This is a genomic window from Komagataeibacter kakiaceti JCM 25156 (assembly GCF_000613305.1).
On record NZ_BAIO01000024.1, the window covers coordinates 1 to 14,780 of the forward strand.

A 14,780-nucleotide genomic window follows, 5' to 3' on the forward strand; every position below is an offset into this window, starting at 1 on the left:
TGCGGGCGCGGTGGCGGAGGAAGGTTCCCAGGCGCCATCACGTCCGACCTGGAGGCGGCGCGCAACCATATCCTGACATGCGAGACCCCGGTTGCGGGGGACAGGTTCCGCTTTACCCTGCGCTCACGCCGGCTGGCGGTGGAGGCGGCCGAAAACGGAATCCGGGCCGCCGCGGGCATTCTGGGCGCATGGCTGCTGTGGGAAGTGACGGGGTGGCCCACGGGGGCGGCGTTCGTGTCGTTCGTATCCCTTGTGTACGGACTGCTGGCGACGCGGGAAAACCCGCTTCTGGCCTCCAGCCCGTTTTTCAAGGGCGCGGTGTGGTGCGCGGTCGTGGCCGCCGTGTTCGTGCTGCTGGTCATGCCCGCCGTTACCGCACCGGAAATACTGGTGCTGCTGATGCTCATTCCCATGACCATAGGCGGGCTGGCGGCGCGCACGCCCGCCACGGCGGGGTACGCCTTTTCATTCAATATGTTCCTGCCGGTGCTGATCGGCCCGGCCAATCAGGCGCGGTATGACGAGGTGGCGTTTTTCAACGGCACCTCCGCCTTTCTGGGCGCGGTGCTGTTCGCGTGGTGGACCTTCCGGCTGGTCCTGCCGTTCCGGCCTGATTCGCACATCCAGCGGACCGAAGCGTGGACACAGCGGCGGCTCGCGGCGCTGGCCGATCCGCGCAATCCGCTTTCCGCCTATCAATGGCTGCTGGAAAACGCCGAGAGCATGGTCCGCTCCGTACGCAACGCACAGGGTGTATCGCGCGCCGTCGTGCTGGCGCATATCCAGATGCGGCTCAACGCCATGACGGTCGGAACCGAAATCATCGCCATAAGGAATCTGGTCCGCTCCGGCACCCTGCCCGGGTGGCTGGAACGCAGGCTGCGGACCTTCCTGCGGGCATGGAAGGCCCACGACGCCAATGCGCAGGCCATGGCCCGCGTCATATTGCGCGACCCGACCTGGCAACACGGGCATGACGGCGGGACCAGACGCCTTGTGGGCGCGCTGAAGGTGATTGCCCACATACGCCCCTGAAACCCCGCCCTGCGCCCCGTCAGTCGTGCCGGGCGCCCACGATCTCCCGCGCGGCGGCGATGGCGGTGTGAAGCTGGGCATGGATATTCCGTGCGCCCACGACCGGGGTAATGCGGTGACGGTCCATATCCGCCCGCAGGTACGGGCTGACCCGGCCAAAGATCACGCTGACATTGCGCCGCGCCAGTTCCCCGAACAGGTCGCGCAGGTCGCTTGCCGCCGAGAAATCAACATCCGTGATCGCGCTGGCGTCGATCACAAGGCAGGCCACCGGCACGGCCCCCTGCCCGGCCAGCAGGCGTATATCGGCCACAAAACGCGCGGAATTGGCATAGAACAGATCCGCGCAGAAACGGTAGACAACCAGCCCCGGCGCGGTCTGCCGCCCCGGCGCGACCGGTTCGGGCTCCAGCAGGCCGGAACGGGCGTCGTAGCACAGGATCATGGTATGGGGTTCGTAGCTGTGGCGGACGTGGCGGAACAGGGACAGCGCGATGGCCAGGAAAATGCCCTGCTCCACGCCAATGCCGACCACGGCGGCGGCGGTCACCAGCGCCAGGCCGTACTCGCCGGGGCTTTCACGCCTGATGGCCCGCAGGGCCCGCACGTCGATCATGCCCACCGCCACGGTAAACACGATGGAGGCCAGCACGCAGCGCGGCAGGTAATGCAGGGGGGCCGTCAGGAACAGCAGGACAAACATCGTGACGGCGGCGAAGGTCAGCTGCGCCAGCTGGCTGCGCGCGCCCGCGCGGACGGCCATGGCGGTCTGGGTCGGGCTGCCGTTGACGGTAAAGGTGCCGCTCAGCCCGGCCACAGCATGCGCCGCGCACAGGCCGAGTATGTCCGCGTTGTCATTCATCCTGTCATGAAAACGCAGGGCGAAGGCGCGTGATGTCGCGGCACTCTGCGCGATGATGACAAACACGCACGACGTGCTGACCGGCAGCAGCGCCAGCATGTCGTTCCATGAAACATCCGGCAGGCGCAGATGCGGCAGGCCGCTTTCGATCGGGCCGATGGTCTCGATCCCGTAGCGTGTCAGGCCAAGGGTCATGCTGGCCACGATCGCGCCCACAACCGTCACCAGCGCCAGCGGCGCGCGGGGGGCCAGCCGGTCCCCCGCCATGATCAGCCCCACCACGCAGCCGGACAGCGCCATGGTCGGCACGCTGGCCCGTGGCAGGTGGGCAAGGGTCTGGAACAGTTGCAGCACCGGGTTATGCGCCGTGGTGGCCACGCCCAGCATGTCGCGCGTCATGGCCAGCGCCACCTGTATGCCCACCCCGGCCATGAAACCGACCAGCACGGTGCGGGACAGGAAATCCGCCAGAAACCCCAGCCGGAACAGGCGCGCCACCAGCAGGAACCTGCGCTGAGCAGGGCCACCATGCTGACCAGCGCCATGTAATGCGGGCTGCCCGGCGGGGCCATGCGCCCCAGCGCGCTGGAAAAATGGCGGCGGTCGCGGAATCCGCCGCGACGACCAGATGCCGCGAAGCCCCGAAACACGCGAACGCCACCAGTGGCAGCAGGACCGTGTACAGCCCGGTCACGGCGGGCATGGCCGCGATGCGGGTGTAGCCCAGCACCTGCGGAATGTTCATTGACGCAAGGGAGACGCCCGCCACAATGTCGCGCACCCGCCCGCGCCACCCGCCCGTTGCCCGTGGCCTGTCCGTGGCGGTCCCCACACCGCCTGTACTGGCTTCCATACTGCCGGTCCCATTCCCGATCCATACACCAGACCGAAGAACCGGGCCGGATGGCACCACAGCGCGTGGTTACCGTACGCAATCATACGGGAGAACACGCGGCCACCGCCAATCGCAATAAGCTGACCCCGCCATGCGGCCCGGTCGCGACACGTATTGTGGCGTTTATGGGGAAGGCCGCCAAAAGATTCCTTAAAAATTACTTTATTAAGCGCATGTAATTATCCACTACATCGCATGTAATGAAAAATTATTTTAAATATTATCCGTTCATACTTTGTAAAAAAACACGCTATCTGTCACCCATGCAGATGCCACATGACTCCCTGCCGGCATGCTGCCACCCATCGTGCCGGAGTGGTTTACCATGCTCTTTCCAGTCAACATGACCCGCCTTCTGTAAACATCCCGCAGTAATGCGCCGTATTAATGTAACCAACCGCAATATAGCGCACATATACTTCCGACCCATGCTCGGGGTATGGTTATCATAACATAGGGAAACACCCATCCCATGAATGCCATCGTAGTCACCGCGCTGCGTCGGCCCTATACTTTCGTGGTGCTATCGATCCTGATCGTGGTCTTTGGCATCATGTCGGTATTCCGTACGCCAACCGATGTATTCCCCAACATCCGCATTCCGGTCGTGTCCGTTGTCTGGACCTATGGCGGCATGCTGCCGGAAGAATTCGCGGGCCGGATCATCTATAATTACGAACTGATGGTCACCTCGACAGTCGAGGGCATCGAACATATGGAAAGCAGTTCGTATTACGGTCGCGGCATCGTCAACATATACTTCCAGCCCGGAACCGATATTGGCAAGGCCGAGGCCGAAGTCACCGCCATTTCACAGACGGTGATAAAACAGCTTCCCGAAAACATCCCCTCCCCCATGGTCATGAGCCTTGACGCCTCGTCCGTGCCGGTGCTGACCCTTCAGGTCACGTCCGACCGGCAGACGCCGTCCGACCTGTTCAAGCTGGCGATGATCCGGGTGCGGCCGCTGCTGGTGACCGTGCCGGGGGCCGTGGTGCCGCAGGCCTATGGCGGCATGGACAGTTTCGTCATGGTCTCGCTCAACCAGCAGCAGCTCCAGGCGCATCACCTGTCCGCCATGGATGTGCAGAACGCCCTGCGCGGGCAGAACATCGTCCTGCCCGCGGGTGACCAGAAGATCGCGGCCACGGACTGGATGGTCCAGACCAACGCCACCCCGCGCTCCATGAAGGAACTGGGGGACATTCCGGTCAAGCGCGTGGGCAACGCCGTGATCTACGTGCATGACGTGGCGGAAGTCTATCGGGGTGGACGCCCGCAGACGAACCTCGTGCTGGTCAAGGGCAGGCAGGGCGTGGAGATCGTGGTCATGAAAAGTGGCGACGCCTCGACGCTGGACGTGGTGGCGGGGGCCAAGGCGCTGCTGCCGCGCATACAGAAGCTGCTGCCGCCGGATGTGAAGGTCAGCATCCTTGGCGATGCCTCGATCTTCGTGAAGGATTCGATTTTCGACGTGGTGCGCGAAATGCTCACCGCCGCCTTCCTGACCGGCATGGTGGTGCTGCTGTTCCTGGGGTCGTGGCGGCCGACCGTCATCATCGCCACCTCCATCCCGCTGGCCATCCTGTGCGCCATCATCGGCCTGCACTGGGTGGGGCAGACCATCAATGTCATGACGCTGGGCGGTCTGGCGCTGGCGGTGGGCATTCTGGTCGATGACGCCACGGTCATGATCGAGAATATCGACGCGCATCTGGAAATGGGCAAACAGCTTGAACCCGCCATCATCGACGCGGCGAACCAGATCGTCATTCCCACCTTTGTCGCCACCACCTGCATCTGCATCGTCTGGCTGCCGCTGTTCGGGCTGAGCGGGGTGGCGGGCTGGCTGTTCATGCCCATGGCGGAGGCCATCATCTTCTCCATGATCGCGTCCTTCATCCTGTCGCGCACACTGGTGCCCACCATGGCCAAATACCTTCTGGCCGGGCACAGCGTGGCGGGACATGGGGATTCCCACCACTGCGAACCGCAGGTCCATAAGCTGCAGTACCCCACCCGCCTGCCCGAACGCTTCCAGCAGGCGTTCGAACGCGGGTTCAACACCTTCCGGGAACAGTACGCGGGCCTGCTACGCCGGGCCATTGCGCGGCGGCAGCGGTTTGTCGCGGTGTTCCTCGGGCTTTCGGTGTGCTCGACGGGCCTGTATTTCATGGCCGGGCGTGATTTCTTTCCAGAAACGAAATCCGGCACGCTCCAGATGCACATGCGCGCCCCGCTGGGCACGCGCATCGAGGTGGCGGGGCGCGAGGCCTCGCTGGTGGAAGACCGCATCAACGCCCTGTTCCCCGGCAAGGTCGATACCATGATCGAGAATTGCGGCCTGCCCGAAGGCGCGCATAACCAGGCGTTCATTCCCACGCCCACCATCGGCACGCAGGATTGCGACATCACCATCGCGCTGAAGGATGAGGAAACGCCGGTATGGGACTACCGCGCCCTGCTGCGCCGTGACCTGTCGGCGCATTTTCCCGGCACGGTCTTCACGTTCCAGCCAGCCGACCTGACCGCCAGGATCCTGAACTTCGGCTCGCCTTCCCCCATCGACGTGCAGATTTCCGGCCCCGACCTGCGCGACAACTATGATTATGCCCGGCAGGTGGTCAACCGCCTGCGGCAGGTGCCCGGCGCGGCGGATGTCACGATCCAGCAGACCATGAAGACGCCAACCCTGTTCGTGCAGGGCAACCGCACCTTCGGTCAGGCCACCGGCATGACGGAAGCGGATCTGGCCAATAACGAACTCATGACCCTGTCAGGCAGCCAGACGGTGGACCCGCAATACTGGCTGGACCCGCAGACCGGCATCACCTTCCCGCTCAACGTCTATGTGTCACAGGACCAGTTGACCCATTTCAACAACCTCATGACCATCCCGGTCGACAAGGGCGATGGCGACCCGCAGGGGCGGCACATGCAGCTTCTGGGCGGGATCAGCGATGTCGCAGCCACCGGCACGCCGGGGCAGGTCTCGCATTTCAACTCCATGCCGGAGGTCGATATCTACATCTCCGCCGAGGGAGCCGATCTGGGCCAGGTCACGGCGGGCGTGCGCCGCGTCCTGCACGAGACGGAAAAGATGGTGCCTTCCACCGCCGCGTGGTGATCCGCGGCCAGACCGAGACCATGCGCCATTCCTATACGGAACTGGTGTTCGGCCTGGTGGTGTCGGTCATGCTGATCTACCTGCTGATCGTGGTCAATTTCCAGTCCTGGCTTGACCCCTTCATCATCATCACCGCGCTGCCCGGCGCGCTGGCGGGGATCGCGTGGGCGCTGTTCCTGACCCATACGCGCCTGTCGGTGCCGGCATTGACGGGTGCGATCATGTGCATGGGCACGGCGACGGCCAACTCGATCCTTGTCGTCTCCTTCGCGCGCGAACGGATCGTGGAACATGGCGACGCCCTGCGCGCGGCGGTGGAGGCCGGGTACGGCCGTATCCGCCCCGTGCTCATGACCGCGCTGGCCATGGTGATCGGCATGGTGCCGATGGCCATGAGCAATTCCCAGAACGCGCCGCTGGGCCGCGCTGTCATTGGCGGCCTGCTGGTGGCGACCGTATCCACGCTCCTGTTCGTACCGTGTGTTTACGCAATCCTGCACAACCGCCCGTCCCGCAGCCGGGAGGAAACGAGCCCATGACAACCAGGAAATCATCAAGAACCATAATCATGGGAGCCGCCGCACTTCTGGTGGGGTGGTGTGGCTACCTGCTGGTCGAACGCGTGCATCACGCCGCCGAGCTGCGCCGCGACGCGATGGCGGCCGCCGTGCCCGATGTCATGGTCATTTCCCCCCATGCCGAGGCGCGTCAGGTCAGTCTCGACCTGCCCGGCACGATCGATGCGTGGTACCAGGCGCCGATCTACCCGCAGGTCTCGGGCTATGTGCGCATGTGGTACAAGGATTATGGCGCGCATGTCGCCAGCGGGGACGTGCTGGCTGAAATCAATACCCCCGGCCTCGATGCCCAGTTCGCGCAGGCGCAGGCGGACCTCCAGTCCTCGCAGGCGAAATATGACCTGGCCGTGGTCACCGCCCAGCGCTGGCGGCTCATGGGCAGGTCGCAGGCGGTATCAGGGCAGTCGGTCTCGGTGCAGGACGCGAACGAGAAGTCAGCCGCTGCCGATCTGGAAGCGGCGCGCCATAATCTGGACCGCTACGCGGCCCTTGAACGCTTCAAGATCATTGTCTCCCCCTTCGATGGGTGGTGACGGAACGTGACATCAACGTGGGTGACTACGTGCACGAAGGCGGCGGCAACCTGAACGCCACGGGCGGGGCCAGTGAACTGTTCAGCGTGGCGGACACGCACCAGATGCGCCTGTTCGTCTCCATTCCCGAAAACCTGTCCTACATCCTGCAGCCCGGCCTGCGCGCGCGCGTGCATGTGCCGCAGTTTCCCGACCGGGTGTTCGAGGCCCGCTTCCTGACCGTATCGGGTGGCTACGACCCCGACACCCGCACCAGTGTGAGTGAATTCATCATCGACAACACGGATCATGCCCTGTGGCCGGGCACGTTTGCCGCCGTGACCCTGAGTGCGCCCGAACAGGGCGGCCACCAGAGCATTCCCACCGGGGCGCTGGTGTTTCAGGAACACGGCATGCAGGTCGCGGTGGTGGATGGGCAGGACATCGCGCATTTCCACGACATCACGGTCGGCCGCATGGGCGATGGGGCGACGCAGGTTCTCTCCGGCCTTTCCCCCACGGACCGGATCATAGACAACCCGCCGGCCGACCTGCTGGAAGGCGAAAAGGTGCATGTGTCCAGCCCACGGCCGGGTACAGCAACGACGTATCTGAAAAGGACGATGAATGATGGCGCGCCCCATCCGCCGTTCCCTGCCCGCGGGCGGGGCCTGTGTCCTGTCGCTGCTGTCACTGGCGGGGTGCGATCTCTCGCCCGCCTATCACACGCCGCATTACGTCATTCCCGTCACATGGCAGGGGCAGGCCCCGTTCGAAGTGGCGCACCCCATGGATGACAGCATCCGTTCCGACTGGTGGACAACCTTTGCCGACCCGCAGCTCGATGCGCTGGAAACGCAGGCCACGGAGCATAACGGCGACCTGCAGGCGGCATCCGAACGCTTCATGCAGGCGCGCGCCATCGTAAGCGAGGCGCGGGCCGACCTGCTGCCCCATTTCGGCATCGCCTTTGGCGGCAGCAACAACAAAAGCTCGACCGAGCGGCTGTTCCGCTACAAGGGCCCCATTACGGATTCAGATGAGTTCTATGGCGGCATGGCGTCGTGGGAGCCGGATTTCTGGTCCTCCATCCGCAACCGCGTACGGTTGCAGAAGGATTATGCGCAGGAACAGGCCGCCGAATACGCCAATGCGCGCCTCAGCCTCCAGTCGGAACTGGCCAGTGATTATTTCACCCTGCGCGGGCTGGACGCGCAGGCCGCCATCTATGGCCAGTCGATCGGGTATTATCAGGAATCCCTTCGCGTTACCCAGACGCGCCTGATCGATCAGGCGGCGTCACGGCTGGACGTGGCCCGCGCGCAGAACCAGCTTTACACCACCCAGGCCCACCTGCTCGACATCCAGGCCCAGCGCGAGGTGATGGAGCATGCCATTGCCGTACTGGTCAACGCCGCCCCTTCGACCTTCCACATCCCGGCGGATAGCCACCTGAACACGAACCGCTTCGCGCTGAAACCGGGCCTGCCATCGGAACTGCTGGAGCGCAGGCCCGATGTCGCCATGGCGGAACGCCAGATGGCGCAGGCCAACCGGGCGATCGGCATCGCACGGGCATCGTTCTATCCGCATGTCTCCTTTCACATGGATGGCGGGTTCAGTGACAACGGCTTCAATCTGGCCAACCTTGCCAACAGCATGTGGACCTATGGCGCCACGGTGACCATGCCCGTGTTCGAGGGCGGCCTGCGCCGGGCCGAACTGCAACAGAGCTGGTCCGCCTACCGTGAAACACGCGACCACTACCGCATGACGGTGCTGACCGCCTTCCGTGATGTGGAGGACGGACTGTCCCGCACCAACCGGCTGGATAGTGAGAACAGCCGCCTGCGCGCCGCCGTGGGGGCCGCCAGCCAGACGCAGGATATTACGATGAACCTGTACAAGGGGGGTCTTGCAAGCTATCTGGATGTGCTGATCGCGCAGGTCAGCACGCTTGACGCCCGCATCCAGCAGGTCGAGGTCCAGACACGTTACCTGCAGGCGCAGGTCGGCTGATCCGCGCCTGTGGCGGTGGATGGGACGCGGCCCTGCTTCCCGCGCCCAACAGGCTGTTTTCGGTCGATCCGCTCCAGTATTCCGGGCTGCATAACGCCCCCGCGACAGGCGACGTGCCCCCGCCGCACACCCATGGCCCCGACCCTGATGACAACCTGACCCGGCCCATCCTGTTCCCCACGCAGGAAAGATGAGGACATTGACCAGGCCCGCACCGGGCGGTGGGAAACGCCGCCTTTTTGAAAAAAGGCGGCACCCAAAAACTTTTATTACTTTTCCATCAAGCCGTTATTCAAAGGGCTTTTGCTAAAAACCGCCCATGCATAACGGAGCTTCAACACCGCTCGCCATATATCTCAACCTGATCGAGGTGGAAAAAATTCTGCCCGATCAGGGTCAGGCGGATAAAACGGGCCATGAACGATGTATGGACATGGTACGGCCCCGTGGCCAGGTTGCCGATGGGCTGGTCATCCTTTTTTTCAAACCCGAACCGGAAGGTCTCGCCATCGCCGGAATATTCCATGCGGATGTTGCGGCATCGCTGCCGCGTGGGCGCCATGATATTGTAAATGAGTATGTCCTCGACCCGGTACAATCCCATAAGGTCGATCTGCCACCATGGGTTATCCTCAAGCCCCGTATGGAATTTCACAAGCCCATTAACGACGCCGTTGACCGCGTTGCCCGCGTCTGTTCGCGTATCACGCCCGATGGACCATGTGCTGATACTGCTCTGCTCACATGGTTTGTTCAGGGAAATGTTCCGCCCCGGCATCCGGGCGGGCACGGTGACTTTCGTGGCGTTTTTTACTATATTGTTCCAGTAGTCGCACAGCGATGTATTTTCCGCCGCGTTGAATGCGCGCATGGATTCTTCCACCGCGTTTTTCCGGCCCGCTTCCGTTTCATCCCATATGACCTGACCGGAAAACGCGCCCGTTGTTCCACGCCGTATCCGGTGCCTCAGATATTCCTTTGACTTGATCATGTAGTGATGAACGCTGGCCGTATTTTCAATAACCTGTATTTCCCCGGCGGAAAGGGTATGAATATCAGGAACCTCACGGTGCAGGACATCCACAACCCTTATCTCCCCATAGGCGTGCCAGGCGGGGTTATGCCAGAACCCGAAACCCTCGGGTGAGAAAATCTTGTCATCCAGCAGGGAATCCGTCCGGCAGATATACTTGGTGTATTCATTAACACCGACGGCCCTTTTCCTGTAATTTTCCAGAACCGGGCCGGGTGGATTGCGTTCGTGGCCATTATGGCCAAACACAATCCAGTAAAACAGGATACAGTCAGCCTCCGGATAATGGGTGACCAGATCACCAATATCACGGAACGCAGGGATGTTCAGGAATTCATCCACATCGAAAAAACTGACCCATTCCGTTTCCTGCCGGTAATTGGTCAGGAAATGCAGGTACATCTGCTGCTGGAAGCCCTGCGTCGTGAAATGCACGAATGTAACAAAGGGATCCCGGCCGACGACAAAGGGTAAAATCTCCCTGTAAATATCATCTGGCTGGTCATCATTGCAGTACAGGTAGATGTGATCGTATCCGATGGATTTATAATAGGTGACCCATTCAAGTATATAAGGCTTTTCCCATCTGGCGCATACGACAACCGAGCAGTTATAACGCTTCATTTCAACCCGCGACCCTTTATATCCGAAGTGACTGCCTGCTCTCCTGTTTTGAAAATAATACGTTAATAAAAAATAAAATATTCTGTATGTCGGTTTTCATGCCGTAAGGCGCGCGAGATCCTGATCCGGCTCCACAACCACGGGATAGGGACCGGACACGGGAATTTCCATACAGAGCAACCCGATGGTGGCCGGATTACGCGCCCCCAGTTCCAGCAGCGCCTGCCCGTTCGTCCAGCGGCTGGTCGGGCTTTCACTGGCGTACCAGCCATCCGGGGCATCAGGCGCGAGATGTGATGTAATGGGGTGCCCCACATTCCCCTCAAACAGTTTTATATTGCGCACCAGAACACCAAAATGGCGGCGATCATCCACATAGGGGCCAACCGTATCGACCGGCCGCTGGTGCGCGACATGATCCGTACCGTCTGGACACAGGGCGGGATCATGAAAAAGGCGAACCCGTTGGCGCCATGCACGCTGCGCAGGGTCACGCCGGTATCCGTGACAAGATGCAGGCCGGCATCCACCGTTGTTTCCATGGCGGGAGGATGGGGTGCGATAGTGCTGGCCTGGGCGCGCGCGGCAATGGCGTCAAATACAGGCTTCACGAAATCCACCGAAACGCCCAGCGGCGCGGCGCCATCTCCGGCCCATGTCCTTTCCCGCCCCGGCAGGCCCACAACCGGCCCGGCCTGCCGGAAACCATGGCGGTTTCCGGTATCCAGATGGCTTTCCGTCAGGACGCCATCCACCGTGATGATGGAATGACACGCGGTTTCCAGATGATAGTAAGTATAGGACGTAATACCCAGGTCGTAATAAATGCTGCGGTTATTGACCAGCATGCGGACGGGGATGAAACGCCCCTCCAGAAAAAGGCAGTGTTCCGGCGTAATCAGCATGTCCTTGTAGGGAACGCCCTGTGCGATGGCGTCCTTGAGGATACGCACGGGGTAACCGGCTTCATCGGGGTACGGCCCCGGACGCACGGTGGCCACCTGCCTGCCGACCCAGCTTACGGGGCGAAAGACCTGCTGCCCGTCACACAAGGCCAGAACCTCGTCACCAATCCTGATATCCTCAATGGCGATCTCGCCATGCGCGGTACGGACCATGGAACCAGCCAGAAAACAGACCAGCACCGTACCAACGCCATTTTCATCCGCGACCGTTGCAAGGTAATTGCTCGCATCGGGGTCCGTGTCCTGATACGCCCCGTTCAGTTCCAGCGTATCCCCGTTGGAAAATGTTATGGTGGATGTATCAAACAGATCGTCATAGCTTACGCTGGATACAGTCGCCGTTGCGCCGTTACTTTCAACAATAATGTTATCGCCAGCGCCAAACCCGTTTATACTGGCGCCGTCCAGCAGCGCCAGCCCGTCACTGGAACCCACAAGGTTCAGTGTGCCGCCGCCGCCCTGGAAATTGAGCGTCAGCCCGCTGGCGGCAGAAATCATGCCGTTACCGTCAAACGTGCCGCCATTGGAGATATTGACCGTCAGTCCGGACACCGCCGTCAGCAGCCCCCCCGCCATGTTGGCGCTGCCGCCATCCGCATTCACCACAACCGCGGTGCCCAGGGCCACGGTGCCGGTCGAGACCGTGACATAGGTGTTCTTTTCCGCCGTAACGGTATAGGTGCTGAGCGCCGTAATCGGCGTGTCAAGCAGCCCGTTGAGGGAAATGCTTGCCGTAACCGGACTGCCATCGGTTGATGTGACATCGACCCCGGCATTTCCCGCAACACCCAGAATGGCGACCGGGGCCAGCGTATAGGATCCGCTCTGCGTAATCGTGTTGCCGGTATTAAAATACTCATTGCCGATATTGGTCATTTTTCACATTCCCACACGCCCGAGAGCCCCTGCTGCGCATGTTGTTTCATGGAAATATGAAAAAAGGGTTTTCACGGTCGGGGCTTTTGCCACATTCCCCACCGGGGATGAAACATCCCGTGGATCATCAGGAAGCTTCAGGGAACGCCGCCTTTTTGAAAAAAGGCGGCACCCGAAAACTTTTATTGTTTTATATCAATATTTTACTTCAAACAGCTTCTAACACCGGGTGGAAAAGCGGTCCCATGGCGTAATGCGGGTTACGGGCAGTTCAACGGGGCGGGCGTACACCTCCGCCGACAGGAAGGCCAGTTCCCCCTCCACCTCCGCTTCAGGCAGGGAGATGGACCAGGCGCGCGGGTTGCCATCCGTCCCGTCATTCCAGCGGTAGCCACGCTGGCGCAGCATGTCCTTGTATTCATAAGGCGCGTTTTCAGCAGATGCGGCAGCGTATCTGCCGCGCGTTCTCCAGCAGGGCCGCCAGCGCCGGGCGGCCGGACACCGGCAGCGTTCGGTCAAGAATGGCGATGCCGGCCTGGCAGTCATCCGTCGCGCGGTGCCCGTCAAACCAGAACCCCGCCTGCATGCCCAGATAGGACAGTTTGCGCCCCTCATACCCCTCCGCCGCCCAGTCCACATCCCGCATGGAGCAGGCCCATGGCTTGGTGGTGAAGACGGGGCTGAAACGCTCCGCGAACTTGCGGTCAAAAGCTGCATTATGTGCGATAATAAGAGAAGCTGGCGCGACAAAACCCGCCACCTCCTCGGGTGTGACGGACTGCCCGGCCACCATTTCAGGGGTGATGCCGGTCAGCGCCGTAATCTGCGCGGGGATGGGGCATGACGGTTCCCGCAGGCGGCTGAAAGGCTCCAGAGTGCCCAGAATCCGCCCCTCCAGCGTATAGACGAATGGTACGATCCCGAATTCGATGATTTCATCCTTCGTGGCGCTGAGCCCCGTGGTTTCAAGATCAAGGAACATGCCAAGCCGCGTGCCGGGTTCGGGTGGATAGCGTCCAGCACCCGCGCCGCAAGCGGGCGCAGGACACGGTAGCGGCCACTCCCCTCCAGCGTGGTGGCCATGTGTTCCATCCGTTCGGGGGTCAGTTCTGTCATGTGGTGCCTCCTGCCAGCCAGATGAGCATGGATATGCAAATCCCGCACGGCCCTGTCCATCACGGCAGACATTGCCCCGCCGGAATGGCTGTAATATTACAAACTTTGTCAAACCAGCCGATCCCGATGCCACATGATGTGCGGACCCGAACGCCATGGCCCAGAACGCCGCGCCTCCCCACCCCCCTGACAGTCCCGACCCGGCATCGCGGCTGGGGGCGAGCCATGCCCACCGGCTGGAAGATCGCGGGCATGACGCCATCATCCGCGTGGGCCAGGTGGACCGGATCTGGTCGGACTTCTACCACCATGCGCTGACCGCCCCGTGGCGCACGTTCTTCTATGGCTCCCTGATACTCTATGTGGGCGTCAACCTGATCTTCGCCCTGCTCTACATGGCCGATGGCAGGGGCATAAGCGGCGCGCACCCCGACAGCTTTGCCGATTATTTCTTTTTCAGCGTGCAGACACTGTCCACCGTCGGTTATGGCGGCATGACCCCCATCAGCCGCACCGCCAACCTGCTCGCCACGGTGGAGGTGCTGGGCGGCATGATGATCAACGCCCTGGCCACGGGCTGATCTTCGCGCGTTTTCGCGCCGCGCGCGCGGGTGATGTTCAGCCACAAGGCCCTGATCCTGGCGGAAGGCAACCAGTTTCATCTCGATATCCGCATCGCGAACTGCAGGCGCAGCCCGATCCTGTCGGTGGATGTGGAATTCGCCCTTGCGCGGCTGATCCGCACGCCAGGCGGGCGGGTGGTGCGGCAGTTCGATCCGCTGCCCCTGCAACAGGCCCATATTCCCGTGCTGCGCTTCGCCTGCACGCCCAGCCATGTCATCAACGAACACAGCCCGCTTTATGGCCTGACGGAACATGACCTTTCGGCGGAGGAGGCGGAAATCATCGTCAGCCTGACCGGAACGGACGAAGCCTCCGGCCAGAGCGTGTTCGCACGTTCGGCTTACGGATTTGACCGTATGCTGTATAATCACCGTTTCGTGGATATCATAAACGCCGGGCCGGATGGGCGGATTACCGTTGATTACAGCCGCTTTGACCAGACTGAACCCCCATCCGACGAACACGTCAGGCCCACGGAGGCCATGGTGGACCTGCCTGACTGATCCCGCACACC

The 14,780-nt window shown here is 61.9% G+C and carries 8 protein-coding genes and 4 pseudogenes; 7 read left to right on the forward strand and 5 right to left on the reverse strand.

Annotated features, from left to right (window positions below; all coding sequences use genetic code 11):
- On the forward strand, positions 1–1,035 hold a 1,035-nt coding region (locus JCM25156_RS21210; RefSeq protein ID WP_025812169.1), incomplete at its 5' end, for an FUSC family protein.
- A gap of 19 nt (positions 1,036–1,054) precedes the next feature.
- On the opposite strand, the pseudogene JCM25156_RS21215 reads toward JCM25156_RS21210, so the two are convergent.
- Positions 1,055–2,750 (reverse strand): annotated as a pseudogene (locus tag JCM25156_RS21215) (SulP family inorganic anion transporter).
- Positions 2,751–3,264: 514 nt separating this feature from the next.
- Between JCM25156_RS21215 and JCM25156_RS21220 the strand changes: the two are divergent.
- From JCM25156_RS21220 to JCM25156_RS21230, 4 genes and pseudogenes are all read left to right on the forward strand, one after another.
- Positions 3,265–6,458: pseudogene (locus JCM25156_RS21220) on the forward strand (efflux RND transporter permease subunit).
- 29 nt (positions 6,459–6,487) lie between these two features.
- Positions 6,488–7,030: an efflux RND transporter periplasmic adaptor subunit gene (locus tag JCM25156_RS30650; RefSeq protein ID WP_242402450.1), complete on the forward strand. Its 543-nt coding sequence runs from the start codon at positions 6,488–6,490 to the stop codon at positions 7,028–7,030.
- Positions 7,027–7,806, forward strand: a complete 780-nt coding sequence (locus tag JCM25156_RS30655) for an efflux RND transporter periplasmic adaptor subunit (RefSeq protein ID WP_242402451.1) — start codon at positions 7,027–7,029, stop codon at positions 7,804–7,806. The genes JCM25156_RS30650 and JCM25156_RS30655 overlap by 4 nt, the downstream gene beginning before the upstream one ends.
- Positions 7,703–9,222: pseudogene (locus JCM25156_RS21230) on the forward strand (efflux transporter outer membrane subunit). The gene JCM25156_RS30655 and the pseudogene JCM25156_RS21230 overlap by 104 nt, the downstream one beginning before the upstream one ends.
- Before the next feature lie 140 nt (positions 9,223–9,362).
- Here the strand turns inward: JCM25156_RS21230 and JCM25156_RS03575 are convergent.
- From JCM25156_RS03575 to JCM25156_RS21240, 4 genes and pseudogenes are all read right to left on the reverse strand, one after another.
- Entirely contained in the window at positions 9,363–10,685 is a 1,323-nt protein-coding gene (locus JCM25156_RS03575) for a glycosyltransferase family 2 protein (RefSeq protein WP_025812170.1), read from the reverse strand.
- Positions 10,686–10,781: 96 nt separating this feature from the next.
- The gene (locus JCM25156_RS30660) at positions 10,782–11,030 is read right to left on the reverse strand and encodes a hypothetical protein (RefSeq protein ID WP_051577467.1); all 249 of its coding nucleotides are present in this window, start codon (positions 11,028–11,030) and stop codon (positions 10,782–10,784) included.
- Positions 11,018–12,526: a Hint domain-containing protein gene (locus tag JCM25156_RS21235; protein WP_051577468.1), complete on the reverse strand. Its 1,509-nt coding sequence runs from the start codon at positions 12,524–12,526 to the stop codon at positions 11,018–11,020. The genes JCM25156_RS30660 and JCM25156_RS21235 overlap by 13 nt, the downstream gene beginning before the upstream one ends.
- Positions 12,527–12,745: 219 nt before the next feature.
- Positions 12,746–13,642, reverse strand: a pseudogene (locus tag JCM25156_RS21240) (3'-5' exonuclease).
- Positions 13,643–13,797: 155 nt separating this feature from the next.
- Here JCM25156_RS21240 and JCM25156_RS30665 point away from each other — a divergent pair.
- Both JCM25156_RS30665 and JCM25156_RS30670 read left to right on the forward strand, forming a co-directional pair.
- Complete coding sequence (locus JCM25156_RS30665) at positions 13,798–14,223, forward strand: ion channel (protein WP_242402452.1); 426 nt, start codon at positions 13,798–13,800, stop codon at positions 14,221–14,223.
- Positions 14,224–14,256: 33 nt separating this feature from the next.
- Entirely contained in the window at positions 14,257–14,769 is a 513-nt protein-coding gene (locus tag JCM25156_RS30670; protein WP_242402453.1) for a hypothetical protein, read from the forward strand.
- The last annotated feature ends 11 nt before the right edge of the window (positions 14,770–14,780 follow it).

Bases quoted from the DNA above. Each gene is read 5' to 3' on its own strand.
- JCM25156_RS03575 (WP_025812170.1), bottom strand. From the start codon at position 10,685: ATGAAGCGTTATAACTGCTCGGTTGTCGTATGCGCCAGATGGGAAAAG.
- JCM25156_RS30650 (WP_242402450.1), top strand. From the start codon at position 6,488: ATGGGAGCCGCCGCACTTCTGGTGGGGTGGTGTGGCTACCTGCTGGTC.
- JCM25156_RS21235 (WP_051577468.1), bottom strand. From the start codon at position 12,526: ATGACCAATATCGGCAATGAGTATTTTAATACCGGCAACACGATTACG.
- JCM25156_RS30670 (WP_242402453.1), top strand. From the start codon at position 14,257: ATGTTCAGCCACAAGGCCCTGATCCTGGCGGAAGGCAACCAGTTTCAT.
- JCM25156_RS30665 (WP_242402452.1), top strand. From the start codon at position 13,798: ATGGCCCAGAACGCCGCGCCTCCCCACCCCCCTGACAGTCCCGACCCG.